This window comes from Mesorhizobium sp. CNPSo 4689 (assembly GCF_057784325.1).
This window is the reverse complement of the sequence record NZ_JBWLUZ010000012.1, coordinates 17,560-43,307: the sequence shown is the minus strand read 5'-3', so window position 1 is coordinate 43,307 and position 25,748 is coordinate 17,560. Positions and strand designations below refer to the sequence as shown.

Annotated in this window: 22 protein-coding genes, 1 tRNA gene and 3 pseudogenes; 17 read left to right on the top strand and 9 right to left on the bottom strand. The window is 62.6% G+C overall.

The window, feature by feature from the left end:
* Together AC04SI_RS17695 and apnL are read left to right on the top strand one after the other, a co-directional pair.
* Window positions 1–1,035, top strand: coding sequence for a Gfo/Idh/MocA family protein (locus AC04SI_RS17695; protein ID WP_404281152.1), 1,035 nt, complete (start codon window positions 1–3; stop codon window positions 1,033–1,035).
* Window positions 1,032–2,870 (top strand): D-apionate lactonase, encoded by a 1,839-nt coding sequence (apnL, locus tag AC04SI_RS17690; protein WP_404281150.1) that lies wholly within the window; start codon window positions 1,032–1,034, stop codon window positions 2,868–2,870. The genes AC04SI_RS17695 and apnL overlap by 4 nt, the downstream gene beginning before the upstream one ends.
* Here the strand turns inward: apnL and AC04SI_RS17685 are convergent.
* Window positions 2,867–3,580, bottom strand: coding sequence for a transcriptional regulator NanR (locus AC04SI_RS17685; protein ID WP_404281148.1), 714 nt, complete (start codon window positions 3,578–3,580; stop codon window positions 2,867–2,869). The genes apnL and AC04SI_RS17685 overlap by 4 nt on opposite strands.
* Window positions 3,581–3,765: 185 nt before the next feature.
* Between AC04SI_RS17685 and oiaX the strand changes: the two genes are divergently transcribed.
* The 8 genes and pseudogenes from oiaX (at window position 3,766) to AC04SI_RS17645 (ending at window position 11,652) form a co-directional block, all read left to right on the top strand.
* On the top strand, window positions 3,766–5,016 hold the full coding sequence (gene oiaX, locus AC04SI_RS17680) for a 3-oxo-isoapionate-4-phosphate decarboxylase OiaX (protein WP_404281146.1): 1,251 nt from the start codon (window positions 3,766–3,768) through the stop codon (window positions 5,014–5,016).
* A 3-nt stretch (window positions 5,017–5,019) separates the two neighbouring features.
* Window positions 5,020–6,354 carry a four-carbon acid sugar kinase family protein gene (locus tag AC04SI_RS17675; RefSeq protein ID WP_404281144.1) on the top strand — a complete coding sequence of 445 codons (1,335 nt, stop codon included), beginning with the start codon at window positions 5,020–5,022 and terminating at the stop codon, window positions 6,352–6,354.
* A gap of 759 nt (window positions 6,355–7,113) precedes the next feature.
* Entirely contained in the window at window positions 7,114–7,974 is an 861-nt protein-coding gene (locus AC04SI_RS17670; RefSeq protein ID WP_488474576.1) for an FAD binding domain-containing protein, read from the top strand.
* The gene (locus AC04SI_RS17665; RefSeq protein WP_404281141.1) at window positions 7,974–8,450 is read left to right on the top strand and encodes a (2Fe-2S)-binding protein; all 477 of its coding nucleotides are present in this window, start codon (window positions 7,974–7,976) and stop codon (window positions 8,448–8,450) included. The genes AC04SI_RS17670 and AC04SI_RS17665 overlap by 1 nt, the downstream gene beginning before the upstream one ends.
* 1 nt (window position 8,451) lies before the next feature.
* Complete coding sequence (locus AC04SI_RS17660) at window positions 8,452–10,710, top strand: xanthine dehydrogenase family protein molybdopterin-binding subunit (protein WP_404281140.1); 2,259 nt, start codon at window positions 8,452–8,454, stop codon at window positions 10,708–10,710.
* A complete protein-coding gene (locus AC04SI_RS17655) occupies window positions 10,710–10,955 on the top strand; it encodes a MoaD/ThiS family protein (RefSeq protein WP_404281139.1) in 246 nt (81 codons plus the stop codon). Before AC04SI_RS17660 ends, AC04SI_RS17655 begins: the two co-directional genes overlap by 1 nt.
* A gap of 318 nt (window positions 10,956–11,273) precedes the next feature.
* Window positions 11,274–11,339 (top strand): annotated as a pseudogene (locus AC04SI_RS17650) (hypothetical protein); the annotation flags it as partial.
* 19 nt (window positions 11,340–11,358) lie between these two features.
* On the top strand, window positions 11,359–11,652 hold the full coding sequence (locus AC04SI_RS17645; RefSeq protein ID WP_488474575.1) for a VOC family protein: 294 nt from the start codon (window positions 11,359–11,361) through the stop codon (window positions 11,650–11,652).
* Between the two features lie 123 nt (window positions 11,653–11,775).
* Here AC04SI_RS17645 and AC04SI_RS17640 read toward each other — a convergent pair whose 3' ends face one another.
* Window positions 11,776–12,450, bottom strand: a complete 675-nt coding sequence (locus tag AC04SI_RS17640; RefSeq protein ID WP_488474574.1) for a protein-L-isoaspartate(D-aspartate) O-methyltransferase — start codon at window positions 12,448–12,450, stop codon at window positions 11,776–11,778.
* Window positions 12,451–12,862: 412 nt separating this feature from the next.
* Here AC04SI_RS17640 and AC04SI_RS17635 point away from each other — a divergent pair.
* Window positions 12,863–14,111, top strand: a pseudogene (locus AC04SI_RS17635) (GGDEF domain-containing protein).
* Here the strand turns inward: AC04SI_RS17635 and AC04SI_RS17630 are convergent.
* The gene (locus AC04SI_RS17630; RefSeq protein ID WP_488474573.1) at window positions 14,096–14,311 is read right to left on the bottom strand and encodes an SDR family NAD(P)-dependent oxidoreductase; all 216 of its coding nucleotides are present in this window, start codon (window positions 14,309–14,311) and stop codon (window positions 14,096–14,098) included. The pseudogene AC04SI_RS17635 and the gene AC04SI_RS17630 sit on opposite strands and share 16 nt — an antisense overlap.
* A 438-nt stretch (window positions 14,312–14,749) precedes the next feature.
* Window positions 14,750–17,188, bottom strand: a complete 2,439-nt coding sequence (locus tag AC04SI_RS17625; RefSeq protein ID WP_488474572.1) for a GcvT family protein — start codon at window positions 17,186–17,188, stop codon at window positions 14,750–14,752.
* A 92-nt stretch (window positions 17,189–17,280) separates the two neighbouring features.
* Between AC04SI_RS17625 and AC04SI_RS17620 the strand changes: the two are divergent.
* From AC04SI_RS17620 to nadC, 6 genes and pseudogenes are all read left to right on the top strand, one after another.
* Window positions 17,281–17,997 (top strand): annotated as a pseudogene (locus AC04SI_RS17620) (LysR substrate-binding domain-containing protein); the annotation flags it as partial.
* Window positions 17,998–18,037: 40 nt separating this feature from the next.
* The gene (locus tag AC04SI_RS17615; protein WP_488474592.1) at window positions 18,038–18,214 is read left to right on the top strand and encodes a hypothetical protein; all 177 of its coding nucleotides are present in this window, start codon (window positions 18,038–18,040) and stop codon (window positions 18,212–18,214) included.
* Between the two features lie 204 nt (window positions 18,215–18,418).
* Complete coding sequence (locus AC04SI_RS17610; RefSeq protein WP_488474571.1) at window positions 18,419–19,384, top strand: NUDIX hydrolase; 966 nt, start codon at window positions 18,419–18,421, stop codon at window positions 19,382–19,384.
* A gap of 66 nt (window positions 19,385–19,450) precedes the next feature.
* Window positions 19,451–20,425 carry a quinolinate synthase NadA gene (nadA, locus tag AC04SI_RS17605; protein WP_488474588.1) on the top strand — a complete coding sequence of 325 codons (975 nt, stop codon included), beginning with the start codon at window positions 19,451–19,453 and terminating at the stop codon, window positions 20,423–20,425.
* The gene (locus AC04SI_RS17600; protein WP_488474570.1) at window positions 20,422–21,963 is read left to right on the top strand and encodes an L-aspartate oxidase; all 1,542 of its coding nucleotides are present in this window, start codon (window positions 20,422–20,424) and stop codon (window positions 21,961–21,963) included. The genes nadA and AC04SI_RS17600 overlap by 4 nt, the downstream gene beginning before the upstream one ends.
* Window positions 21,963–22,817 (top strand): carboxylating nicotinate-nucleotide diphosphorylase, encoded by an 855-nt coding sequence (nadC, locus tag AC04SI_RS17595; RefSeq protein WP_488474569.1) that lies wholly within the window; start codon window positions 21,963–21,965, stop codon window positions 22,815–22,817. The genes AC04SI_RS17600 and nadC overlap by 1 nt, the downstream gene beginning before the upstream one ends.
* Window positions 22,818–23,030: 213 nt before the next feature.
* On the opposite strand, the gene AC04SI_RS17590 is transcribed toward nadC, so the two are convergent.
* The 5 genes from AC04SI_RS17590 to AC04SI_RS17570 all read right to left on the bottom strand — a co-directional run bounded on the left by AC04SI_RS17590 (window position 23,031) and on the right by AC04SI_RS17570 (window position 25,683).
* Window positions 23,031–24,071, bottom strand: coding sequence for a proline racemase family protein (locus AC04SI_RS17590; RefSeq protein WP_404281128.1), 1,041 nt, complete (start codon window positions 24,069–24,071; stop codon window positions 23,031–23,033).
* A 163-nt stretch (window positions 24,072–24,234) separates the two neighbouring features.
* Complete coding sequence (locus tag AC04SI_RS17585; RefSeq protein WP_488474587.1) at window positions 24,235–24,504, bottom strand: hypothetical protein; 270 nt, start codon at window positions 24,502–24,504, stop codon at window positions 24,235–24,237.
* Window positions 24,501–24,689: a hypothetical protein gene (locus AC04SI_RS17580; protein WP_488474591.1), complete on the bottom strand. Its 189-nt coding sequence runs from the start codon at window positions 24,687–24,689 to the stop codon at window positions 24,501–24,503. Before AC04SI_RS17580 ends, AC04SI_RS17585 begins: the two co-directional genes overlap by 4 nt.
* A 114-nt stretch (window positions 24,690–24,803) precedes the next feature.
* Window positions 24,804–24,880, bottom strand: a tRNA-His gene (locus AC04SI_RS17575).
* 344 nt (window positions 24,881–25,224) lie between these two features.
* Window positions 25,225–25,683, bottom strand: coding sequence for a phasin (locus AC04SI_RS17570; protein ID WP_488474568.1), 459 nt, complete (start codon window positions 25,681–25,683; stop codon window positions 25,225–25,227).
* Window positions 25,684–25,748 lie beyond the last annotated feature (65 nt).

Below are 25,748 nucleotides of genomic sequence, written 5' to 3'. Positions count from 1 at the left end.
ATGGGTGAACTGCGCGGAGCGCTGATCGGTTGCGGCTTCTTCGCCGTCAACCAGATGCATGGCTGGCGCGACATCGACGGTGCTTCGATCGTTGCCATCTGCGACCGCGATCCGGAGCGGCTCAGGATCGTCGGCGACCAGTTCGGCATTGCGAAGCGCTACACCGATGCGGCTACGATGTTTGCGATCGAAAAGCTCGACTTCGTCGACATCGCCACGACCGTCGGCAGCCACCGGCCGCTGGTCGAGTTGGCGGCCGCCAACCGCGTTCCGGCGATCTGCCAGAAGCCGTTCGCGCCGACGCTGGCCGACGCCAAGGCGATGGTCACGGCCTGTACGGAGGCCGGCGTGCCGCTGATGGTGCATGAGAATTTTCGCTGGCAGTCGCCGATCCAGGCGGTACGCACCGTGCTCGACTGCGGCGAGATCGGCACGCCGTTCTTCGGCCGGATCTCCTTCCGCTCGGCCTATGACGTGTTTTCCGGGCAGCCATATCTGGCGACCGGAAAACGCTTCATCATCGAGGATCTCGGCATCCACATAATCGACATCGCCCGCTTCCTGCTGGGCGACGTCTCGGCGATCATCACGCGAACCGCACGCATCAATCCAAAAATTGCGGGCGAGGACGTCGCGACAATGCTGATGGATCACGACAGCGGCGCCACTTCGGTTGTCGATTGCAGCTACGCGACGAAACTTGCCACCGAGCCGTTCCCGGAGACGCTGATCGAGATCGACGGCAGCGACGGCACCATCCGGCTGGCGCAGGGCTACCGGCTCACCGTCACGGGCAAGACCGGAACTGTGGTGAGCGACGTCTCGCCGCCGCTTCTCCCCTGGGCATCGCGTCCCTGGCGCAACATCCAGGAAAGCGTCGTCGCGATCCAGAAGCACTGGGTCGACTGCCTGGCGACAGGCATCGAACCCGCGACCTCCGGCGCCGACAATCTCAAGACGTTCGCACTTGTCGAGGCGGCCTATATGGGCGCCGCGAGCCGCGAATCTGTCCATCTCGACACTTTGCTCAAATGACTGCCGATCCGTTCCACCTCTACGGCACGCAAGCGGTGGAAGCCGAACCGGTCCGGCTCAGTGCCGGCGCGCTCAGCGCCGACTTCGTCAACGGCAATCTGCGCACGATCCGCCATGACGGCACCGAAGTGCTGCGCGCCATCGCCTATATCGTGCGCGATCGCGACTGGGGTACTTATGAGCCCGAACTGACCGGCCTTGTCATCGACCAGCGGCCCGACGCCTTCTCCGTGAGCTATTCAGCAAGCTGCGCAGGACCGGGCGGAAGCCGGCTCGCCTTCCGCGCCACCATCAAAGGCTCTGCCAACGGCGAGCTGGTGTTCGACGTCGACGCCCTCCCTGACAGTGACTTCGAGACCAATCGCTGCGGCTTCTGCATCCTGCATCCGATCGTCGGCCTCGCCGGCAGTTTTGTGACGGTCGAACATACGGACGGCAGCGTTGTGGATACGAAGCTGCCGCTGCTGATCGATCCCTGGCAGCCCTTCAAGGATATGCGCGCCATCACGCATCAAGTTCGTCCGGGCGTCAGCGCCGAGTGCCGGATGGAAGGCGACGTGTTCGAGATGGAGGATCAGCGCAACTGGTCCGACGCCTCCTACAAGACCTATGTGCGGCCGCTCGCATTGCCATGGCCATATGTGTTGCCTGCTGGCGAGCCGATGCACCAGACGATCAGCCTGCGCATCGCCGGCGACACCAAGGTGGCTGCCGCGACAGCGAACGCCGGACCGGTCCGCGTCGAGCTTGGCGAAGCCGGACCAAGGCTCCCTGATGTCGGCGTGGTCATCTATCCCGAGGACGTAGAGTCGGCGCTCGCGCAATTGCCGATGCTGTCGAAGCTCGGCCCGCAAGAACTCCTTCTCCACTACGATCCAACACGCGGCCATGGCCTGGAAGCCTTGCATGCCCATGCTCGGCTTGCCGCCGCCTATCCGGCCCGGGCAACGCTCGAATGCGTGGTCGCCTGCGCGGGCGACCTCGACGCCGAACTCGCCGATGTCGCCGACATGGTGCGTCGGGCAGGTTTGCGGCTCAATGCCATTGCCGTCTCGCCCTCGGTCGACCGGCGGTCGACGCCGCCGGGCAGCGCGTGGCCTGAGTGCCCGCCGCTCGAAGACGTCTATGCCGCCGCGCGCCGTGCCTTCCCTGACATGCGCCTTGGGGGCGGCATGTTCAGCTATTTCACCGAGCTGAACCGCAAGCGTGTTCCCGCCAACGAGCTCGATTTCATCACCCATTGCACCTGCCCCATCGTGCATGCCGCCGACGATCTCAGCGTCATGCAGTCGCTGGAGGCGCTGCCCTTCATTACCCAATCGGCGCGGGCGATCTTCGGAGAAAGACCCTACCGGATCGGGCCGTCGACGATCGCCATGCGCCAGAACCCTTATGGCGGCGCGACCAAGCCCAATCCCGGGGGCCAGCGCATCGCCATGGCCAATCGCGACCCGCGCCATGCCGCCCAGTTCGCGGCGGCATGGACGATCGGTTATGCAGCGCGTGTCGCGCCGGCCGGGCTGGGGGTGCTGACACTTTCCAGCTTCACCGGGCCGTTCGGCGTGCTCGCGGCATCCGGAGAACCGGTCGCCGAAGGATCGCCGCGGCCGATCTTCCAGGCCATCGAGGGGCTCTGTGAACTGGCTGGCCTTGCATATGTGGCGGCAAGGACAAGCGACGAGACCAAGGTGCTGGCGCTGGCCGGCCGCACCGCTTCGGGCGAGACCATTCTATGGCTGGCCAACCTGACGGCAGACGACGCGCCGGTCGACATTTCAGCACTTGGCCGAAGCCAGCTGATGCTGACGCCTTACGCGATCGCCCGAATCGGCTAGTTGCCGGAATTCATCACATAGAGGGCGCGCGAACGTTCGAGGTGCTTGATCATCGCCTTTTCGGCGCCATCGGCATCCTTCTTCTCGATGCGGCCGATGATCTCTTCGTGCTCGGTCAGCGTGAACTGTTCCTTGCCGGTCCAGATCAGCATTTCGGTGTGGTATTCCTTCAGCCAGCCCAGCATGGCTTCGCTGACCGCGACATAGATCGGGTTGCCCGAAATCGCCGCGATCTGGGTGTGGAACTTCATGTCGGCGGATATGAAAGCTTCGGAATCGCCGCGAAAACTCCGCTGTTCGGCAACGGTGGCGCGCAGCCGTTGCACGTCTTCGGCGGTGGCCTTTTCGGCAGCTTCCCTGACCATGCCACGCTCGAAAAAGATGCGCGCAGTCTTGAGGTGCTCAAGCGTGTCCTTCGACGACGACAGGATGATCTTGGCCGCGCCATCGACCTGCTTGATGATCGACTTGGCGGTCAGCTGCAGCACCTTGGCACGCTCGCCATGCGAGATCGCCACCAGCCCCATATTGCTCAGCGCCTGCATCGCCTCGCGGATCGCCGGACGGCCGACCTCGAAGCGCTCCATCAGCTCGCGCTCGGAGGGCATGTCGTCGCCCGGCATCAGTTCGCCGCTGGTGATCAGCCGCTTCAGCCGCAAGAAGACTTCGTCGGAAAGCTTGCGCCGGACGATCGGTTCCGAACGGTTCATCGTCGCGAATCACTCCCTTGACCCGGCCCTATCTAACACCGCCGACGCAATTCCCGGAATTGCTGTCGCTCGACCCGAGCTGAAACGTCCAGCCGGATATTGCTTGCAATACTTATGTACTCATTATACCAGATTTCGAGCAGCGGTGAACTTTTTTCGAACGCCTCGGCCTGAGACTGCGGACCATGATAACCCTCACCTATCGCATAGAGACATCAGGCAGCATCGAGGCGCTGGCGGCCAAAATCGCCAGCGACCAGTCGACCGGCACCTTCGTTTCGCTGCCCGGGGAGACCGAGGAGTTGAAGGCGCGGGTGGCGGCGCGCGTGCTGGCGATACGGCCCCTACCCGACGCCAAGCGGCCATCCATTCCTGAAGCGGGCAACGGGCCGTTCAAGCGCGCCGATGTCGACATCGCCTTCCCCTTCGATGCCATCGGCACCGACCTCGCGGCGCTGATGACCATCGCCATTGGCGGCACTTATTCGATCAAGGGCCTGTCCGGCATCCGCATCGTCGACATGAAGCTGCCCGAGCAATATCGCGGCGCCCATCCCGGCCCGCAATTCGGCGTCGCCGGCAGCCGCAGGCTGACCGGGGTAACGGACCGCCCGATCATCGGCACCATCGTCAAGCCGGCGCTGGGGCTGAGGCCGCATGAGACGGCCGCGATGGTGGGCGAACTGATCGAGGCCGGCGTCGATTTCATCAAGGACGACGAGAAGCTGATGAGCCCCGCCTACTCGCCGCTGGCGCAGCGGGCGAAGGCGATCATGCCGCTCATCCTCGACCATGAGCAGAAGACCGGCAAGAAGGTGATGTATGCGTTCGGCATCTCGCATGCCGACCCCGACGAGATGATGCGCAATCACGACCTGGTGGCGAAGGCCGGCGGCAATTGCGCGGTGATCAACATCAACTCCATCGGCTTCGGCGGCATGGCTTTCTTGAGGAAGCGCTCTGGCCTGGTACTGCACGCCCACCGCAACGGCTGGGACATCCTCACCCGCCATCCCGGTCTCGGCATGGATTTCAAGGTCTGGCAGCAGTTCTGGCGGCTGCTCGGCGTCGACCAGTTCCAGATCAACGGCATCGCCTCGAAATACTGGGAGCCGGACGACTCCTTCATCCGCTCCTTCGAGGCGGTGACGACGCCGCTGTTTTCGCCTGATGATTGTGCGCTCCCGGTAGCGGGCTCCGGCCAGTGGGGCGGGCAGGCGCCGGAAACCTATCAGCGCACCGGCCGCACGGTCGATCTCCTCTATCTTTGCGGCGGCGGCATCGTCAGCCATCCGGACGGGCCGGGCGCTGGCGTGCGCGCCGTGCAGCAGGCCTGGAAGGCGGCGGTCGATGGCATTCCGCTGGCGGATTTCGCCAGGAGCCATGTCGAACTGGCACGGTCGATCGAAAAGTTCGGCAACGGCAAGGCGGCCTGAACCATGCAGGACCTTCTCCTCAGCTATTATGGCGACGACCTCACCGGCTCAACCGATGTGATGGAAGCGCTCGAGCTCGGCGGCGTGGCGACCGTGCTGTTCATGCGCCACCCAGACGAGGCGTTGCTGTCACGCTTCGCGGATTGCCGCGCCGTTGGGCTGGCGGGCACCAGCCGCAGCGAGACGCCGCAATGGATGGACACGCATTTGCGAGACGCCTTCATCTGGCTGAAAACGCTGAAGGCCGAAATCTGCCACTATAAGGTCTGCTCGACCTTCGATTCCAGCTCGAAGATCGGCAGCATCGGCCGGGCGATCGAGATTGGCCGCTCGGTGTTCGGGCAGGACAGCGTGCCGCTGGTGGTCGGTGCGCCGCAGCTCAAGCGCTACACCGCCTTCGGCCATCTGTTCGCGGCCTATCGCGACCGATATTTCCGCATCGACCGCCATCCGGTGATGAGCCGCCACCCCATGACACCAATGGATGAAGCGGATCTTCTGATCCATCTGTCGCGGCAGACGGGGCTTGCCTCGGGACTGCTCGATCTGGCGACGCTGCAGTCCGCGTCGCGGTCGCAAGCGTTCGATCGCCTTGTAGAGAATGGCGCGGCCATCGTGCTCGTCGACGTCGACAGCCGGGAGACCCAGACGCTTGCCGGAAAGGAGCTATGGCGCACGCGCAGGCCGGGCGGCACCTTCGTCGTCGGCTCCTCGGGCATCGAATATGCGCTGCTCGCTGCATGGGCAGAGACCGCGACCGTGCACGCCGAGCCTCGCTTTTCGCCACCGGGCGTGGCCGACCGGATCGCGGTGGTGTCGGGCAGTTGCTCGCCGACGACTGAACGGCAAATCCGGCATGCTTTGACCGACGGCTTCGACGGCATCGAGGTCGACCCGGTCGAGCTGGTCTCGGAGAGTTCCGAACATGCTATCGCGCGTGCGGCGGCATGCGGCCGCGCCAGCCTGCAGGCCGGGCGCAGCGTCATCTTCTACACCGCGCTTGGGCCTACCGCCGACCGAGGCGCCGAGATCGACCGCCAGGAAGGCGCCCGCCACAAGCTCGGCCGCGGCCTCGGCGCGCTGCTTCGCGAACTGACGATCGAACAGAAATTGAAGCGAGTGGTCATCGCCGGCGGCGACACGTCGAGCCATGCGCTCGGCCAGATGGGCGTCGATGCGCTGACGGTCAGGATGCCGCTGCCCGCCTCCCCCGGCTCGCCGCTCTGCGTTGCTCATTCCAGCATCGCGGCGATCGACGGGTTGGAGGTCGCGCTGAAGGGCGGGCAGGTCGGAACCGACCGCTATTTCTCGGCCATTCGCGACGGCCTTGGCGGTTGACAGCGGCGTTGCGCACTCACCCGCTCGCTGTCAGTAGGGGGAACTGATCAATGACACAGAAGCCTTAAGTCTGGATCGGTACAAGTTTCTCGCGGAGGCGCGTGCCTTCGCCAGCGGGCTGCTCGCCGACGCCTCGCGCGTCCAGCTCTTCGTCATCGCTCCCTTCACGGATATCGAACATCTGCAACATTGTCGGTTCAGGAAGGAGGCCAGGCCATACGCATTGCTCAGACGATCGGCCTGCTACTGCGGCAAGAATGCGCCCTGAGGGACGTGGGTCTTTTAAACAAAATCAATCAGTTAGCAGATGGTTCGCCCAGCCATTTCCTTCGTATGTCCTCGTATGGCCTGGCGACCCAAAGAAGAGACCTGACTGAGGCAGACCACGGTTCGCGAGCAACATTGGCTAATCGTCATAAGTCGGATGGATCAACGCACGTCGGGTGTCCTGGTGGTGGCTTGGCTTTCGGGCCAGCCCCTTCCCGCCATTTAATCGCCGGGCCTCAGGGCCCCTGCTCGACCGGCACCGATAAGATATCCATCCTAGGCCGGGTGTTTGCACGAGCACTGGCATCTTAAGCTCATATATTCTCAGTCGGCTGCCCGCTCATTGAGAACCGTCGCGTGGGCACCGTGGTGCTGGGCTGTTTGGGACTGCATTTTACTGCGCCTGGCCTATCCGCACATGATGAACTGGATGGTGATTATGATGAGACCCTTTATAACGGTCGCTGAAATTGCGATAATCAAGGGGAGACGATGCGTTACATACGTCCTCATTCAATAGACGACGCCGTTGGCCTGCTGGCCGCCTCAGACGGCACGGCCGCCATTCTCGCCGGGGGCAGCGACCTCCTGGTGAGGATGAAAGGCGGTCTTGTCGAACCCGACCTGATCGTCGACATCAAGGCGATCGAGGGCTTGAGCGAAATCAGAGAAACGGCCGACGGTTTCAGCATCGGTGCGGCGGTCCCCTGCGCCGTAGTGGGAGAGAGCGCGGCGCTGGAGAAGGCATGGCCGGGCGTCGTCGAAGCGGCCAAGCTGATTGGCTCGAAGCAGGTGCAGGGGCGCTGCACCATCGTCGGCAATCTCTGCAATGCCTCACCTGCGGCCGACAGTGTGCCGGCGCTGGTGGCCGCCGGCGCCAAGGCATTGGTTGCCGGGCCGGCGGGCAGGCGCACCATTCCCGTTGAGACCGTGCCGACCGCGCCGGGCAAGACCTCGCTCGCCAAGGGCGAGATCATCGAGGCGATCCTGCTCGACAGGCGCCCGCCGCGTTCGGGCGATGCCTATCTGCGGTTCATTCCGCGCACGGAGATGGATATCGCGGTGGTCAGCGCCGGCGTGAACCTGACGCTCGATGAGCAAGGTGTCGTCAAGACGGCCCGCGTGGCAGTGGGCGCTGCCGCGCCGACGGTGCTTCTGGTGGACGAGGCAGCCGAGGTCCTCATTGGCTCCAGGCTGGACGAAGCGACACTCGAGAGGCTCGCCAAAATCTGCTCTGGGGCCTGCCGCCCCATCGACGACAAGCGCGGCACCGTCGAATTCAGAAGGAAGGTTGCGGGTGTGCTGACCAAGCGGGCCGCCGCGGCCGCCTACGCGCGTGCAGGAGGCAAATGATGTCTGGAGTTGCAGTCTCAACGACAATCAACGGCGACAGCGTCGAGTACCTTTGCCAGCCGGACGAGACGCTGCTCGACGTCCTGCGCGATCGCCTGGGGCTGACGGGCGCCAAGGAAGGCTGCGGCACCGGCGACTGCGGCGCCTGCAGCATCATCCTCGACGACCGGCTGGTGTGCTCGTGCCTGGTGCTCGGCGCGGAGGCTGAGGGCCGGCGCGTCGAGACCATCGAGGGCATGGCGCATGGCGATCAGTTGCATCCGCTGCAGCAGAAGTTCCTCGAGCACGCAGCGCTGCAATGCGGCATCTGCACGCCGGGCTTCCTGATCGCGGCCAAGGACCTTTTGGCCAAGAACCCCGACCCGACCGAGGAGGAAATCCGCTTCGGTCTCGCCGGGAACCTGTGCCGCTGCACCGGCTACGACAAGATCGTGCGCGCCGTCCAGGACGCGGCCACCGTGATGAAGGGAGCCTAAGATGAATTTCGATCCGCGTTTTTCGGGGCGTAAATTCACATCCGTCGGCACGCGCCCGATCCGTCCCGATGGCGTCGACAAGGTGACGGGCCGCGCCCGCTACGGCGCCGACTTCAACATGGCCGGCCAGCTGGTCGGGCGCGTTCTCAGAAGCCCGCACGCGCATGCGAGAATCAAGAAGATCGACACCTCGAAGGCGGAGAAGCTGCCCGGCGTGAAGGCGGTAATCACCGCGGCCGATTTGCCGGACCTCACCGATGGCGATGCGGCCATGTATGACGTCCTCGACAATTGCATGGCGCGCGGCAAGGCGCTCTATGACGGCCACGCGGTGGCAGCGGTGGCGGCCGTCGACGCCCGCACGGCGAGGCAAGCGCTGAAGCTGATCGAGGTCGACTACGAGATACTGCCGCATGTCACCGATGTGGACGAGGCGATGAAGCACGCCGCGCCTCTCATCAACGACGCCATCTTTACCGAGGGCCTCGAGGAAAAGCCGGTAAAGCCGTCCAACGTCACCAAGCGCAGCCAGTTTGGCCACGGCGATGTCCATCAGGGTTTCGGCCACGCCGATTTCATCGTCGAGCGCTCCTTCAAGACCGAGCAGACGCACCAGGGCTATATCGAGCCGCATGCCTGCGTGGCGAGCGTCAGTTCCGACGGCACCGCTGATCTCTGGGTGTGCACGCAAGGCCATTTCGTCTATCGCCAGCACTGCGCGCAGCTGCTTGGCATGGAGGCCTCGAAGCTGCGCGTCACCTCGTCGGAGATCGGCGGCGGCTTCGGCGGCAAGACCCATGTCTGGGCCGAGCCGGTGGCGCTGGCGCTATCGCGCAAGGCGGGCCGGCCGGTCAAGCTGGTGATGACCCGCGACGAGGTCTTTCGCGCCTCGGGCCCGACCAGTGCGACTTCGATCGACGTCAAGATCGGCGCCCGCAAGGACGGCACCATCACCGCCGCCGAAGCGACGCTGCGCTATTCATGCGGCCCGTATGCCGGCTCCTGGGCCGAGATCGGCGCCATGACGGCGTTTGCCTGCTACAGGCTCGATAACGTCAAGACGGTGGGCTACGAAGTGCTGGTCAACCGGCCGAAGACCGCGGCCTACCGCGCGCCCTCGGCACCGATGGCGGCCTTCGCGGTGGAAAGCGCGATCGACGAGCTGGCCAAGGAGATCGACATGGATCCGGTCGACTTCCGCATCAAAAACGCCGCGCAGGAAGGCACCCGCTCCTCCTACGGCCCGGTCTATGGCCCGATCGGCATCGGCCCGACGCTCGAGGCGGTGAAGAACCATCCGCACATGAAAGCGCCGCTCGGCAAGAACCAGGGCCGTGGCATGGCCTGCGGCTTCTGGTTCAACTTCGGCGGCCAGACCTGCACCGACCTCAACATCGGCATGGACGGCTCGGTCTCGCTGGCCGTCGGCACGGTCGATGTGGGTGGTTCCCGCGCGTCGCTGTCGCTCGTGGCGGCGGAGGAGCTCGGCATCGACTATTCCCAAGTCAAGGCGGTGGTCGCCGACACCTCCAGCCTCGGCTACAACGACATGACGGACGGCAGTCGCGGCACCTTCTCGTCCTCCATGGCGACCATCTCGGCCGCCCGCAACGCGATCAAGATCCTGCGGGAACGCGCCGCGCAGATGTGGGACATTTCCGTCGACGACGTGGTCTGGGAAAAGGGCCAAGCGATCGCCAAGGGCGAGAAGCATGGCAATCTCGGCAAGCTGTCACTGAAGGAGATCGCGCTCGCGTCGGGCAAGACCGGCGGACCGATCGCCGGCCACAGCGAGCTCGTCGCCGACGGCGCCGGCGTCTCCTTCGCCACCCATATCTGCGATATCGAGGTCGATCCCGAGACGGGCTCGACCAGGGTGATCCGCTACACGGTGGTGCAGGACGCCGGCAAGGCGGTGCACCCGACCTATGTCGAAGGGCAGTACCAGGGCGGTGCCGCCCAAGGCATCGGCTGGGCGCTCAACGAGGAGTATATCTACGGCAAGGACGGGCGGCTGCAGAACCCCGGTTTCCTCGATTATCGCATCCCGGTCTGCTCGGACCTGCCGATGATCGACACGCAGATCCTCGAGATCCCCAATCCCAACCATCCTTATGGGGTGCGTGGCGTCGGCGAGACGTCGATTGTGCCGCCGCTGGCAGCAATCGCCAATGCGGTGTCGAATGCCGTGGGCGTACGGATGACGCATATCCCGATGTCACCGCCGCGCATCCTGGCGGCGCTCGAGGCCGAAGGCTGATGGTCGAAGTGACGCTTTGGGGGTCGCTTGGCACGGCCGCCGGAGGCAAGAACAAGGTCGACGTCGAGGCCAAGGACATAAGGGAGCTGTTCAGAAAACTGGCTGAGCAATATCCCGGCCTCGAGCCCTGGATCGATCGCGGTATCGCTGTCTCCATCGACGGGGTGATCTATCGCGACACCTGGTCGAAGGAATTGCCACAAGGCGCTGAAATTTTCCTGCTGCCGCGTCTCGCCGGGGGGTAACTACCATCGACGACCAAATCCTGGTTTGTGATGCAGGCTCGAGACAAGGCCCGGCTGTCACCGACAATTCTTAACCCGCCGGTGAGTTAGGCAGCAATCCACGACTGCTTCGGGTGGCCGTGAATTGACCCGGAGCAAGCGACCTTCCGCTTAGAGCAACTCCAGGAAAAGTGTGAACCGGTTTTCCGTCCGGAATTGCGTCAAAACAAATAGATAGAGCGGCTCTGCGTTTCCGCGAAACGATGCACCGGTCTAGGGTCGACACCAGTGTATGCGCACCAGCTCGCGTTCAATCGGCGAGAGGGATAAACTGACGGCATGCAAATGCGCGCGCTCGATCATATTGTGCTCTGTGTTAGCGATATTGCAACCACATGCCGATTCTACGAGCGCGTGCTGGAACATGCAGTCGCGGGAAGAACGTCCTGGCAAATGGTCGCTGTACTTCGGTATGAACAAGATCAGCCTGCAGGATGCCCGCGCATCGCCAGCCATTGCACGCGACACCGTTCCGGGAAGCGGCAACTTCTGTTTACTAACCGATACTCCGATGGATGCGGTCATCCTACATCTTGAGCGTCATGGCATAACGATTGTGGACGGGCCAGGCGAGCGGGCCGGTGCGCTGGGTGCAATCCTTTCGGTCTACTTCAAGGACCCCGACGGCAACCTCATAGAGGTGAGCAATCAACTCTAGGACAGCATTTGGCTGCGGCTGGCCTTCCGTTCGACTCCAGATAAATATCTGTCCTTCCTTTGTAAGGCTGGCATCTGGGTTGACGGTCGGAAAAGCGCCGTCGCGCCAGTTGCGCGTACCTCATTACACGGTTTCGAGCCGGCTGAACCGAACCGGGATGAGTTTCCGAGTCTCGAGTTGCCCTGCCGCATCCTTGTCGATGGTAGTCAGAAACTGTACTCCTTCAGACACCAAAGGCAGAACCAGACGTCCCGCTGGCTTGAGCTGCTCCAGCAAAGCCGGCGGCGTCCGCTCAGCCGCCACGCTAAGCAAGATCTTGTCGAATGGGGCATGCTCGGACCAGCCGCGAGACCCGTCTCCGACACGAATGGCGATATTGGAAAAGCCAATGTCCCGCAGCAGAGTTTCGGCATGGCTTGCGAATTCCTCGATGATCTCGACGCTCCAAACTTGTCCGGCGAGTTCCGCGAGGATTGCCGTTTGGTAGCCCAGGCCAGTGCCGATCTCGAGCACTGCCTCGTGCGGTTGAGGAGCAAGGAGATCGGTCATCAGAGCGACAATGAAGGGCTGCGAGACGGTCTTATCGAAGCCGATCGGCAGCGGCATGTCCTGGTAGGCATAAAGCGCCAGCGGGGCTGGCACGAAGCGATGCCGCGGCACCCGCCGCATCGCTGCCATCACCCGCTCATCGAGCGTTGCCTTGCCGAGTTCTTCACTTGCAAGGTCGGCATGGATTGCAATCACCTCGACCATGTGCCTGCGTAGAACCGCCAGATGCTCTTCATTCATCGGCTTCATGACGGTGGGGCGTTCCTCAACCAGTCTGCTGCCAGATAGCTTTATATCCTGTTCGTCTTGTCACTGTAACGCCCGCCATCATTTCCAGCGAGAGCCTCCGGCAAGCGCGAGTGACTTGGGGCCGTCCGATATTCAAGCACTTGCAGCGCGATGGCTGCCTATGTCGCGGTGGACGACGGATCCGCGGCACGGTCTCGTTGACATGGTGCAGCCCTGCTAGCAGGTCGCGATCAAGGATGGAGCCCTCCGCGGTTGCTTACCGTGTAGTTACAACTGAATATGCAAATCAGCTCCTGCTAGAAATCAAATCTTCAGGATAGCTTGGCATCCTTGCCCATCGCCGACGACCGGATGGCTCGGATGGATGTTCAGGAGAAAGCAGCTTAAGGGCCCATCGATTGTGTCAGATCGGATGCACCTCGAAGTGCAGGATGATCCTGCCATAGCTGCAGAAGTTGACCGACTTCTGGCGCGCCGCACGCGCGATATCCGCCTCAAAGGCGAGATCAAACGCCTGTTTCGAGCGCGTGTCTGGTCGCAAACGGCGAAGATCATCCGCGCCTGGATGATCTGGGTGGCTTTTTTGGATGTGCTGACCCTGGCGCTCAACATGTTGATGCTTCCAAGGGCAATCGCGCTGTCGATGCTCTTGCCTGGCGCCATCATTCCGCCCGTCGTTATGGCCATCGTCCTTGTCTGGCGAAAACCGCAGGCGCCCTGGCTCCAAGGGGCTTCGCTGATCGCAGGCATGTTCCTCATCTTGTTGTCGATTGCTTTGGTCGGCGTAAGCGCTGGTGGCGAGTTCTACGAACGGCACTTGAACATCATGCTGTTCGTGGCCATTACAGCCATCATCATCTTCGGCATCCCGCTGGCCTGGACGGTAACTATTGCCGCATTGGCGCTCGGTCTTTATCTCGTTTTTCAACTGCAGAACCCGGGCATCGAATTTTGGGAGCGCCGTGGCTGCGACGCTGTTTTTCGCCAGCGGTATCTTCGCAACGGTCGCCGCGCGGCGCATCATGACAATTCTCGCTCAGAAGACTTTCCTATTTGAGCTTCGCGACAGACGCAGGGTCGCCGAACTGGCGGAAGCGAACGATCGGCTGGAACTTCTGGCGCGTACCGATCCGCTCACCGGCATCGCCAACCGGCGCTGGATGACGGAAACGCTCGACCGCCTATGGGGCGGTGGCAGAAAATGCCCCGACGGTGCCGCGATGCTGATGTGCGACATTGACGACTTCAAGAAGCTGAACGATCATCTCGGCCATGCTGAGGGCGATCGCTGTCTGGTCGAGGTCGCCAGCATTATCCAGGAAAACGTGAGGCGCGATCACGATCACGTGGCCCGCTACGGCGGCGAAGAATTCCTCGTGCTCTTGCCCGGGGTGGACGAGGAAGAGGCCATCTCTGTGGCTGAGCGAATTCGTAAGAGCGTTGAGGCCACCGCTTTTCCTAACCCGGCATCCCGCGTGTCGCGCCGCGTCACCCTCAGCATTGGAGTTGCAGTTCAGACGGCTGACGAGGCCATCTCACCGGAGCAGTTACAGCGTCAGGCGGATGCGGCACTCTATCTTGCCAAGCAAACCGGCCGGAACCGAGTGCTGCTCCACAGACAGGAGTCATTCGGGCGCAAACATATTCAGTCGACACGGTGATGCCGTGGTAGGCCGCGACGCGATAGTAGAATTGTCGCTTCGCTGCGCCGTCCTTGAGCGAGAGTCTTCGCGGTGTCCGACGGCGACATGAGCGCCAGCCTGAATCCGCGCTTGTTGAGCTCTTTGGCTATCGCGGCTCCCATGCCTCGACCCGCGCCGGTGATCACCGCCACTGGGCTCTCGATATGTGTGTCCGACATTGACCCTCCTTGAGCTGCAAGGACACTGCGACCTCAGCTCCATGTTGATTTTCGAAATGCAGTGCACAGCCGGCCAAATCCCCGGATCTGCCAGGTCAATTTGTGGCGTTTGACTTCCCCAGGGGATAGGCGGCGCCGGATGCGAGTGCCAGGCGCAGATCATGCTGCAATCATCAGCCTGTGGGATCGATGACGTCAGACGCATCAGCACGAGCCTAAAAAATGGGGGGACCATGGAGCAGGGCGTCGATGCCTGGTGGACGGAGAAGGTTTCATTGATAAAAAGATGGGCTGTCATGTCTGACTGAGGCAAGCGTCGTGCTGCGGCGGTAGTGCTTCTACGTCGGCACTACCGCTGCGCCTGACAATGCCGAGGTCCTCCACAGGGACCCGTATCTTCATGGCTGCACTCTTCGTTGTCTCGTCAAGTCGTCGTCGTCACATGCGGCAGCGCAGAGCTTCGGGGTCGTAGGGCGATTCCGCGATCACCCGCGCCTTGCGCATCTCGCCGAGGATCGGCACCTCCAGTTCCGTGCCCAGCTTACCGAGTTCCACCGGCAGCAGCGCAAAGGCGACGTCGTGGCCGAGCGTATAGGCATAGCTGCCGGAGGTGATGCGGCCGACAAGCTTGCCCTCGTGATGGACGCCTTCGTGGATGAGTGAGCTCGCGCCATCCGTGTCGATGGCGATCGTCACCGATCGCTGCCTCATACCTTCCTGCTGCTGGCGCACGAGTGCCGCCTTGCCAATGAAATCGCCCTTGTCCAGCCGGATGAAGCGATCGAGGTTGCTTTCCCAGGCACTCAACTCCGGGTTCATGTCGCGGTACATGGCGCGATAGGATTTTTCGAGCCGCAGCGATTCCAGCGCATGCAAGCCGATGAGCCGCAGGCCGTGGGGTTCGCCGGCCGCCAGCAGTGCCTTGAGAAGGTGACGCTGGTAGCACAGCGGATGGTAGAGTTCCCAGCCGAGCTCACCTTCATAGTTGATGCGCAGCAGACGGACATCCGTGGCCAACCCCACCGTGCCGGACTTCACGCCGAACCACGCAAACGCCTCGTTGGACAGATCGATCTCGGTCAGCCCTTGCAGAACCTCGCGTGCCTTCGGGCCAACGATCGTGAAGCAGCCGCGCTCGTTCGTGACATTGCGGAGCTGCACGCTGCCGTCCTTGGGCAACAGCTTCGACAGATCGTCGAAATTCCAGCGTTCGGCGCGCGGCGTGGAGATGAGGTAGAAGGTGCCGTCCTGCAGGCGTGAAATCGTATATTCCGCTTGCACGCCGCCGTTCTTCGTAAGGTGATGGCTGAGATTGACGCGGCCGATCTTCGGCAGTCGGTTTGCGAGGATACCATCCAGCCACGCTTCGGCGCCCGGACCGGAGACCTCGAACTTCGTCATTGGTGTCATTTCGACGAGACCGACGGCGGTGCGCACGGCCCTCACCTCCTCGCCGACATAGTGACCTTTCTGGGTCCACCGCCAGCTATACTGATCCTTCGCCTCCACGCCTTCCGGCGCGAACCAGTTCGGCATTTCCCAGCCGTTGAGCACGCCCCAGACCGCACCGCGCTTGGTCAGAATATCGTAGGAGGGTGCGGTCTTCTGCGGACGGGCTGCCGGCATGTCCTGGTAGGGATAGTGCAGTTCGGCGTGCGTACCCCAGCATTCGCGCACCTTCTGCCGCGTCCACTCCTTATTGGCGTAGTCACCGAAGCGGCGCGGATCGATTTCGGACGTGTCGAGGCTGTTCGCACCCTCGACGATGCGTTCCGAGAGATAGTAGCCGATTGCACCGCCCCAGAGGATGCCTCCCGCAACGCCTTCCGCGAGCCAGACATTCTCCAGCCCCCAGGCCGGACCGACCAGCGGTAGTTCGTCGGCCGTCATCTGGAACGGGCCTCGAACGTTCGCCTTGATGCCGACGCGACCGAGCGCCGGCACGAGGTTCAAGGCACGCTCCCAGTTCCAGGCGACCGCGTCGAAATCCTCTTCGAGCAGGTCCGCGCCGAACGATTCAGGAACGCCGTTTTCGGCGAAGAGCTTCAGGCGTTCCGTCTTCTCGTAGGGTCCGAACATCAGCCCGTCGCCTTCTTCGCGCAGGTAGCCTTCGTAACCTTCGTCGCGCAGGATCGGCATTTCCGGCAGGCCCTGGCGCTTGCGCTCCACCACTTCGGGAACCGCATTGGTGATCCAGTACTGGTGGACGATAGGGATTGCCGGGATTTCCAGGCCGAACATGGCGCCCGTCTGGCGTGCATAGTTGCCGGTCGCCGAAATGATGTGTTCGCAGGTGATTTCGCCCTGATTGGTGAGGATCTTCCATTCTCCGCCCGGGATGCGCTCGAAGCCGCGCACTTCGGTGTTGAGGTAGATCCTCGCGCCCCGGTCGCGGGCGCCCCTAGCCATGGCCTGCGTCACGTCCGCCGGTGCGATGTGCCCGTCATCGGGATGGTAGAGTGCGGCCCGCATCTCCTTGTTTTCGAGCAGTGGCCAGAGCTCACGCGCCTCCTGCGGTGTCACCAGTTCCGCGCGGATGCCCTGCACCGCTGCGACACTCATGTAGCTCTTGTATTCATCCAGGCGGTCTTGCGTGTTGGCGATGCGCAGCTGGCCGCACTTGTGCCAGCCCACATGCTGACCGGTTTCCGCTTCGAGACCTTCGTAGATTTCTATCGTCTTGGCGATCATGCGGCCGATATTGATGCTGCGCATGTAGGAGGGAATGAGGCCGGCGGCATGCCAGGTCGATCCGGCCGTAAGCTGTGTGCGTTCCAGAAGAGCGACGTCGGTCCAACCGCGTTTCGTAAGACCGTAGAGGATGGCGGCGCCGACACAACCACCGCCGATGACGACAGCGCGAGCATGAGTTTGCATTGAGAGGCTCCCTCGAATTGGTTTTGCAACCTACAAACGCCTTACCGACCTGTAATGTTGATAAAAATTGTCGAGCGGCATAACTTGAAATTATGCACAGGCTCCGCTCCCTGGTCCCGTCCGCGAATTATCTCTTCTGCTTCGAGGCAGCCGCCCGACGCCGCAGTTTCACGGCTGCCGCACAAGAACTGAATGTCAGCCAGCCCGCCGTCAGCAAGACGATCCGGCTGCTTGAGCACGCGACGGGGCTGAAGCTCTTCCGCCGCGACCATACACGGCTGGAGCTGACCGCAGAGGGGCAGCGGCTTTACAAGGAAACGCAGGAAGCGTTCGACCATCTGCACATGGTCATCTCCTCGCTGCAGAAGAAGCATTCGAACGACGTGGTTCGCGTTTCTTTCTCCGCCGCCTTCGTGCAGCTCTGGCTGCTGCCGCGCCTCAAGGACTTCAAGGCGAAGCACCCGGACGTTTCGCTTCGCATCGAGGAAAGCAGCCGCGACCATCAGGACCTGCTCGAAGAGGACATCGACCTGTCTGCGCGCCTCGGCAACGGCAAGTGGCCAGGCATCCATGCCTGGCGCTTCGTGACGGAAGAAGTGCTGCCGGTGTGCAGCCCGGACTATTTGAAGGAACATGGACCGATCCGCGAGCCCGCCGACCTTTTGCAGCATACGCTCCTGATTTTCGAGGAACGGCACCGGTTGCGTCTCGGCTGGCGCGAATGGCTGGAGCGGCACTCGGTTCCGGCGGCGCGGCTGAAGCAGGATTTCGTCTTCACCGATGCGCTCGGCTCGATTGAGGCGGCGGTGCTCGGCCAGGGTATCGCGCTCGGCTGGAAGCATCTTGTCCATGACCATGTCCGGGCCGGACCTGGTCTTCCCGCTGGCGGAGTCCTATCGCTCGGGACAGGCGATCCACATCATCATGCCGGTGCAACGCGCGCCCAAGCGCGGAACCGAACTCTTTCGCAACTGGCTGATCGAACAGAATGTCGACGCCGATATGCTGCGGGTTGGTAAGGAGTGAAAAGGCCCCTTAGCATCGTGCAGGCAACTTCGATGCCTCAGCCACCTGGTTGTCGCATTTAGTATAGAAATGCACCCAGCGTACGGGCAAAGACCGAGACCTGGTCGAACCTGGGCGAACGTTGACGGGCGGCAGCCAGCAGTTCACCTTCGCTAGATTGCTCCTTTCGACGGCGGCTGATACTCGGAATTTCATCAAATCCTTATGCAAGACAAGACAGCACGGGCGACGAAGCAGCCCGCAAGAAATGACCGCAGCCAGGCCGTCAATGCGGACCTGATCGCCGTTGTGATTGCCGTGACCACTGGCGAACCGAGAGTTCTCACCATCGAGCAGGCTCAGGCTTTGCCGTCCGGTCCTTTTGAGCTCGGCCATCGCTCCTTGCAGTCGGGTCTGCGGGCGTGGGTGGAGCGGCAGACCGGTCATCAGCTGGGCTATATTGAACAGCTCTACACCTTTGCCGACCGCGACCGGACCGGTGACGAGCGCGTGCAGATCTCGATCAGCTATCTTGGCCTGACGCGGGAAGAGCAGGCAGAACGTTCGCAAACACATGGTTGGCACGGATGGTACGACTATTTTCCGTGGGAAGATCACCGCGCCGGCGTACCTTCTATTCTGCCTGACATCGTCGTGCCCCGTCTTTCGGCCTGGTCCGACGACGCGGAAGATCCAAGCATACGCCGCGACCGCCGGCAGCGTGTTGCATACGCCTTCGGTCTGGATGATCGCGACTGGAATGAAGAACTCGTTCTGCAGAGGTACGAGCTGCTTTACGAAGCCGCGCTGGTGGCCGAGGCCACACGCGGTCGGGACAACGGCAATCCGCCGTCCATCCCTGGCCGTCCGATGATCGCCGATCATCGCCGTATTCTGGCAACAGGAATCGCCAGGCTGCGAACCAAGATCAAGTACCGCCCCGTCGTCTTCGAGTTAATGCCAGCAACGTTCACATTGCTGCAGCTTCAGCGAACCGTAGAGGCGCTGGCAGGCAGGCTCGTTCACAAGCCAAACTTTCGGCGTCTGATCGAAGAGCAGGATCTGGTCGAGGAGACAGGCGAGACAATGTCCGACACCGGGGGGCGCCCGGCGAAGCGTTTCCGCTTTCGCCAGACGGTTCTGGCGGAGCGAACTGTCGCAGGGACGAAATTGCCACTCTCACGCGGTTGACATTCCTTATACTCAAGATAAGTATATGCCCTAGTTATACTCGTTTAGAGAATAATAGGGTTGACCATGCTGATCGCCTCCGCACGTACGACCGCGCTCTATGATCGAGTGCGACGGGTCATTCCGCCAATCGAATGGCCGGCATTCACCGATGATATCGAGGCCATTCTCGATCTGAAGCGGCAGCGAAACGCCGTCATCCTGGCGCACAACTACCAGACGCCGGAGATCTTCCACTGTGTTGCCGACATCGTCGGCGACAGCCTGGCGCTTGCCCGCAAGGCGATGTCGGTCGAAGCCGATGTCATCGTGCTGGCCGGCGTGCATTTCATGGCCGAGACGGCCAAGTTGCTCAACCCGATCAAGACGGTGCTCATTCCGGACATGGAAGCTGGCTGTTCGCTCGCCGATTCGATCACCGCGGCAGATGTCCGTCTCATGCGGCAGCGCTACCCGGGCGTACCAATTGTCACTTATGTCAACACCTCCGCCGCCGTGAAGGCCGAGTCCGACATCTGCTGTACCTCGGGCAATGCAAAAGCCGTGGTGGAGTCCTTGGGTGTTCCCCGGGTGATCATGTTGCCGGACGAGTATCTGGCCCAGAACATCGCCGCCCAGACCGGTGTGAAGATCATTGCCTGGAAGGGTCACTGCGAGGTGCACGAGCGGTTTACGCCCACCGACATCCGCCAACTGCGTGAGAACCATCCGGGCGTGACGGTGCTGGCGCACCCCGAATGCCCGCCGGAAGTCGTCGCCGAAGCTGACTTCTCTGGTTCGACGGCCGCCATGTCCGACTATGTCGGGAAGCAAAAGCCGGCGCGGGTCGTGCTGATGACCGAATGCTCGATGAGCGACAATGTCGCAGTCGAGCATCCCGAGGTCGAGTTCATCCGGCCCTGCAATTTGTGCCCGCATATGAAACGGATAACGCTCGCCAATATCCGTACGGCACTCGAGCAGAACCGCCATATCGTCACCATCGAGCCGGAGATCGCCGGGCGCGCGCGGCTGGCCGTCGAGCGGATGCTGGCAGTATGAGCATGGACGTCCGCGATCTCGCCGGCCGGCCGGTCATCATCGGCGGCGGCATAGCCGGTCTGACGACCGCGCTGCACCTGGCGCCCGAACCGGTGCTTCTCCTGTCGAGATCTCCGCTTGGCGCGGACGCGTCCAGCGCGTGGGCGCAAGGCGGGCTTGCCGCCAGCCTGGGCGAGGACGATGACCCGGCGCTCCATCTTGCCGACACGCTCGCAGCAGGCGACGGTCTTTGCGATGCGCAAGCGGCAAGGCGCATCGTATACGCCGCGCCCGCCGCGATCGAGGATCTGGCACGCCTTGGGGTTCGCTTCGATCGGACACCGGCAGGCGCTCTTCGTCTCGGGCTGGAGGCCGCGCACAGCCGGCGGCGCATCGTTCATGCCGGGGGTGACGGCAGCGGACGGGAGGTCATGCGCGCCCTGGTCGCCGCCGTGCGCTCCACGCCGACAATAGAGGTCATCGAGGGCGTCGAAGCACGCCGGCTGGTCGTGGAGGATGGCAGGGTCGCCGGCGTGCTGGCGAGTTGTTCGACGGGTCCAGTGTTCCTCGCCACGGGACGGGTCGTTCTCGCCACTGGCGGGATTGGCGGGTTGTTTCTCGACTCATCCAACCCGATGGGCAGTTGCGGACAGGGCCTGGCGCTCGCAGCGCGCGCGGGTGCCGTCCTTGCCGACCTGGAGTTCATCCAGTTCCACCCGACAGCCCTTGACGGGCCCTGCCGTCCAATGCCGCTCATCAGCGAGGCGGTTCGCGGCGAAGGTGCGGCGCTCGTCGACGAGACAGGGCGGCGCTTCCTCGACGGCGTGCGCGGCGCGGAACTCGCACAGCGCGACATCGTCGCGCGCGCTGTCTGGAACCATCTCGCGGACGGCCATCGCGTCTTCCTCGACGTGCGCGAAAGGCCGGGCACGGCATTCGCGCAGCATTTTCCAACGATCGCTTCAGCCTGCAGCAAGGTCGGCATCGATCCGGCGCGTGACCTCATTCCCATCCGGCCGGCGCAGCACTACCACATGGGTGGCGTCGCCGTGGATCTGGGCGGGCGCACGTCGGTTCCGGGACTTTGGGCTTGCGGAGAGATCGCCTCGACCGGGCTGCACGGCGCCAACCGGCTTGCCAGCAACTCCTTGACCGAGGCCGTCGTCTGCGCGCGCTGGGTTGCCGAGAGTGTAGCCGCTTCGCCCTACGACGGCGGAAAACCAGCAGTGGCGCATGACCTGCCGGCGCAAGATCCAAAGCTTGTGCGCCCTCTCCTGTCGCGTGGCCTCGGCGTCATGCGGGATGGCGAAGGGTTGAAAGAGACCGCGCGGGCCTTGCTGCCGTTGTTGCAACGGCACGGTGCGGCGTCCGATCCCGCCGCCGTCGGGCTGGTGTTCGCGGTTGCCGCCTTGCAGCGCCGGGAAAGCCGTGGGGCTCATTTCCGGACGGACTTTCCGCATCATGCGGCCGTCGCCCGCCGTTCCCAAATCACGCTCGACGCGGCCATTGCCGCAGCGCGGGAACTCGCATCCTCCCCAACGCTTGAAAGCGTCTTTTGATGAGCCTCCCACCACTTCCCGCAATCATGATCGAGCCCCTGGTGCGCGCAGCCCTTCTCGAAGACCTTGGCAGGGCCGGCGACCTGACCTCGGACGCCGTCATACCGAAGGACAGTCATGCCACAACCGTGCTTGCGGCGCGCCAGGCCGGAACTGTCGCCGGGCTCGACCTGGCAATGCTCGCCTTCCAGCTCATTGATCAGAACGTTGACATCGAGGTGCATCGCGCGGACGGCAGCGAGGTGGTGCCCGGAGAGGTCATTGCAGTGGTGAGCGGTTCGGCGCGCGCAATACTCATGGCGGAACGGACGGCGCTCAATTTTCTCTGCCATCTGAGCGGCATCGCCACCGCGACGGCATCGGTAGTCTCAGCGGTTCGCGGGCACAAAGCAAAGGTCGTCTGCACCCGCAAGACGACGCCCGGATTGCGGACGGTCGAAAAATATGCGGTGCGCGCCGGCGGCGGCTCCAACCACCGCTTCGGCCTCGACGACGCCATCCTCATCAAGGACAACCACATCGCCATCGCCGGCGGAATTCGCGCGGCCATCGAGCGCGCGCGAGGCAATGTCGGGCATCTCGTCAAGATCGAAGTCGAGGTCGATACGCTAGCCCAGTTGGATGAGGTCCTGGCCCTCGCCCCCGATGCCGTGCTGCTCGACAATATGTCGGTCGATGAGCTTCGCCAGGCGGTGGCCATGGTTGCCGGCCGGTCGGTCACAGAGGCGTCCGGCGGGATCACCGCGGCGACAGCGCCCGTCTTCGCCGCGACCGGCGTCGATCTGATTTCGATTGGCTGGCTGACTCATAGCGCGCCGATCCTCGACATCGGGCTCGACTACCGTGAGCTTTGACCGTCGGGCCTGACCATCGGCGGCCGAATGACTTTTCTCGACACGAACAGGGCAACGGATCAATGCGAAAGATAGTCGCCAGCAAGCGGCAGGCGCAGGTTTCCTACTATCGGCACGGGCATGGCGGTGCCACGTGAGCACTCCTGCACTGGGCGCTGCGGCCAAATTGTGAGCCCCTACGCGAGAGGCGCGCCCTGAACCGACCACCGACGCCTATTGCTTGACCGAGGTGGAGGTGCCCCAGGTGTCGGACAGCACGTAACCTTGGGGATACGGATCTGTCGGATCGAGATAGTAATTGTGCTCACCTGTGATCCAGGCCCGGCCGGTGATCTCCGGAACGATCGCCCTGCGGCCGCCGACCTCCGTCAGCTCAACAATCCTGCCTGTGAAGCGCGAGCCGATGATCGATTCATGGATCAACACATCGCCCACTCCCATCAGGCCGCGTGCCTGCAGCACAGCCATGCGGGCCGATGTGCCGGTTCCTGTCGGACTGCGATCCGAGCGTCCGGGCGAGACGATGCAGGTGTTGCGAGTGACGTTGCCCGGACCCTGGAACGGCATAGCGAACTGCACGATCGACACGCCGCGCACATGGTCGAATTCCGGATGGACGACATCGAGCTGTTCGCGCGCGGCCCGTCGGACCTTCTCGCCGGCCATCGCCAGTTCGCGAGCCTCGTCGGGGGCGACCGAAAAGCCGAGCGCCTTGGCATCTACGATCGCATAGAACATGCCGCCATAGGCGATATCGACCGTGAGCGTGCCGAGCCCTTCAACCTCGATGTTGGCATCGAGGCGATCGACAAAGGCAGGCGCGTTGCGGAAGGTGATCGACAGGCATTTGCCGTCGCGGCATTCGGCGCGCACCTCGATGACGCCACCCGGCATGTCGAGCTTGAAGCGTGTCTCGGGCTCCTGCATCGGCACCATGCCGGTCTCAAGCAGCACCGTGGAGACGCAGATCGTATTGGACCCGGACATCGGAGGGTATTCCGTCGGCTCCATGATGATGGCGCCCGCGGCGCAATCGTCACGCGTCGATGGGACGAGCAGGTTGACGTGCCGCGCAACACTGCCGCGCGGCTCGCAGATCAGCATCCGCCTGATATGGTCGTGATCACGTTCCATCGTGATCATCTTTTCCATCATGGTGCGGCCCGCCGGCGGCAGGACGCCGCCCACGATGACGTCGCCGACTTCGCCTTCGGCATGACAGCCGACGACACGAATGCTGGTTTTCGTGCGCATTGATATTTCCTTCCTCCAAATGACTATTTTACCTGGCAGGGAGCCGCCAAGTTGCACTTGCGGGCCATCAGGCAACAGCCTGCACTTGATGTCAGCAAGTGATTTTGCGTTCAGCTCTTTATGCGCCATCAAGGTAGTCCTACCGACGAAATAGGTTGTGCTGCTAGCGGAAAACCGAATGCCGTGGCCTTCTGCGTCTAGCTAGAGCGAACCGGTTTCGACGCCGCTGTCGCGAATGCCGGTCTGGGGTAAGTCGGTCGGCAAGGATCGCCAGGAACGCAATGGAGAGGCCCGCGACGATACCCAGTCCAGCGTCGGCCTTGCCGAGTGCGATATAGACCTGCTGGCCGAGGTCGCGTGTGCCGACAAGGGCTGCAATCGCCAGCATCGACAGAGCAGCCATGATGGTCTGGTTGGCCCCCAGCATGATCACCGGAACGGCAAGCGGAAGTTTCGCCTGAACCAAAATTTGAGCTGGGGTCGCGCCATCTGCTCAACTGCCTCGACCACGTCTGCGCGCATATGGCGGAGCCCATGCTCGACATAGCGAATAGGTGGCACGATGGCGTAGATCATGATGGCGATGAGGGCTGTGAACTCGCCCACCTTGAAGAACATAAGTGCCGGTATCAGAAAGACGATTAGGTGTGACGCGTGTCTTCGATGAGAAGGGGAGTTGCAGCGCAAAGGCCCAAAATGTTGAGGTATCACAGACCAACGGCTGCAAGCCGATGGTACCGTTGGCTGGGATCGAACCAGCGACCTCCGGATCCACAATCCGGCGCTCTAACCATCTGAGCTACAACGGCACGTGTGCCTGGCAGGATCCAGATGAAGCTTGTTCTCCGGGATCCGCACTGTCGTTCGGCGTTGCGTCCAATACGGGCTATCGGATCTTAATTCAAGGCCTTTGAGAAGCAAAGGTACGGTTCTACAAACCGCGGCGGATTCCGCCGGACAAAAGAAAAGGCCGGCGGGAGGAGGTGCCGGCCTTTTCCTGTTACGAGCCAGCGGGAGGAGGTGCTGGCTCGTCACCCCGGGGAGCAGAGGGAGGAGGTTCCACTCGCCGGGTATTCACTTGGTCACTTTATCGCACATCTATTTGTCTGACGAAATGCGACGTTTTGATGCATCGCCAGGATGAGCGCAAATATTAGGCGGCCTTGATGTCCTTCAGGGCCTTCTCGAAAGCGGTCTTAACCGGCTTGGAGACGTCCTCGGCAGCCTTGGAAGCAACGGCCTGGAATTCCTTGGCCTGCTCGACGGTCGTTTCAACACGCTTGCGCAGGAAGGAGGTCTGCAGCTCGACGACTTCCGACAGCGACTTGGCGCCGATCAGGGCTTCGAGATGCGAGAAGCCGGCTTCGGCATTGGCGCGCAGAGTGGCAATGGTCTTGAGCGACAGGTCGCTGGAAACGGTCTTGGCGGTCTCGAAGGTCGATTCCAGGACCTTCTGGGTCTCCTCGGCGCCGGTCTTCAGCTTGGTGTAGGCCTCTTTCGACTGCTCGACGCCCTTTTCGGCGAAAGCGCGAATCTGGTCGGTGGTCTTGGAAGCATCGAAGGTCGGGAATTCAACGTTCTCGATCGTCTCGCCGGTCTTGGTCTTGGACATTTTCCATCCTTTTCAGTGGTAGCGGCTTTGACAGAAAGCCGTCTCGTTCATGTATAATGGCAATA

What these genes read in the sequence shown, in the direction of transcription:
- AC04SI_RS17630 (WP_488474573.1), bottom strand. Translation starts at nt 14,311, where the DNA reads ATGTCGGACACACATATCGAGAGCCCAGTGGCGGTGATCACCGGCGCG.
- AC04SI_RS17665 (WP_404281141.1), top strand. Translation starts at nt 7,974, where the DNA reads ATGTCTGGAGTTGCAGTCTCAACGACAATCAACGGCGACAGCGTCGAG.
- AC04SI_RS17615 (WP_488474592.1), top strand. Translation starts at nt 18,038, where the DNA reads ATGACCATGTCCGGGCCGGACCTGGTCTTCCCGCTGGCGGAGTCCTAT.
- AC04SI_RS17580 (WP_488474591.1), bottom strand. Translation starts at nt 24,689, where the DNA reads ATGTTCTTCAAGGTGGGCGAGTTCACAGCCCTCATCGCCATCATGATC.
- AC04SI_RS17645 (WP_488474575.1), top strand. Translation starts at nt 11,359, where the DNA reads ATGCAGTCGCGGGAAGAACGTCCTGGCAAATGGTCGCTGTACTTCGGT.
- AC04SI_RS17685 (WP_404281148.1), bottom strand. Translation starts at nt 3,580, where the DNA reads ATGAACCGTTCGGAACCGATCGTCCGGCGCAAGCTTTCCGACGAAGTC.
- AC04SI_RS17655 (WP_404281139.1), top strand. Translation starts at nt 10,710, where the DNA reads ATGGTCGAAGTGACGCTTTGGGGGTCGCTTGGCACGGCCGCCGGAGGC.
- AC04SI_RS17625 (WP_488474572.1), bottom strand. Translation starts at nt 17,188, where the DNA reads ATGCAAACTCATGCTCGCGCTGTCGTCATCGGCGGTGGTTGTGTCGGC.
- AC04SI_RS17670 (WP_488474576.1), top strand. Translation starts at nt 7,114, where the DNA reads ATGCGTTACATACGTCCTCATTCAATAGACGACGCCGTTGGCCTGCTG.
- AC04SI_RS17695 (WP_404281152.1), top strand. Translation starts at nt 1, where the DNA reads ATGGGTGAACTGCGCGGAGCGCTGATCGGTTGCGGCTTCTTCGCCGTC.
- apnL (WP_404281150.1), top strand. Translation starts at nt 1,032, where the DNA reads ATGACTGCCGATCCGTTCCACCTCTACGGCACGCAAGCGGTGGAAGCC.
- nadA (WP_488474588.1), top strand. Translation starts at nt 19,451, where the DNA reads ATGCTGATCGCCTCCGCACGTACGACCGCGCTCTATGATCGAGTGCGA.
- AC04SI_RS17590 (WP_404281128.1), bottom strand. Translation starts at nt 24,071, where the DNA reads ATGCGCACGAAAACCAGCATTCGTGTCGTCGGCTGTCATGCCGAAGGC.
- AC04SI_RS17675 (WP_404281144.1), top strand. Translation starts at nt 5,020, where the DNA reads ATGCAGGACCTTCTCCTCAGCTATTATGGCGACGACCTCACCGGCTCA.
- AC04SI_RS17570 (WP_488474568.1), bottom strand. Translation starts at nt 25,683, where the DNA reads ATGTCCAAGACCAAGACCGGCGAGACGATCGAGAACGTTGAATTCCCG.
- AC04SI_RS17600 (WP_488474570.1), top strand. Translation starts at nt 20,422, where the DNA reads ATGAGCATGGACGTCCGCGATCTCGCCGGCCGGCCGGTCATCATCGGC.
- AC04SI_RS17610 (WP_488474571.1), top strand. Translation starts at nt 18,419, where the DNA reads ATGCAAGACAAGACAGCACGGGCGACGAAGCAGCCCGCAAGAAATGAC.
- AC04SI_RS17660 (WP_404281140.1), top strand. Translation starts at nt 8,452, where the DNA reads ATGAATTTCGATCCGCGTTTTTCGGGGCGTAAATTCACATCCGTCGGC.
- nadC (WP_488474569.1), top strand. Translation starts at nt 21,963, where the DNA reads ATGAGCCTCCCACCACTTCCCGCAATCATGATCGAGCCCCTGGTGCGC.
- AC04SI_RS17640 (WP_488474574.1), bottom strand. Translation starts at nt 12,450, where the DNA reads ATGAAGCCGATGAATGAAGAGCATCTGGCGGTTCTACGCAGGCACATG.
- oiaX (WP_404281146.1), top strand. Translation starts at nt 3,766, where the DNA reads ATGATAACCCTCACCTATCGCATAGAGACATCAGGCAGCATCGAGGCG.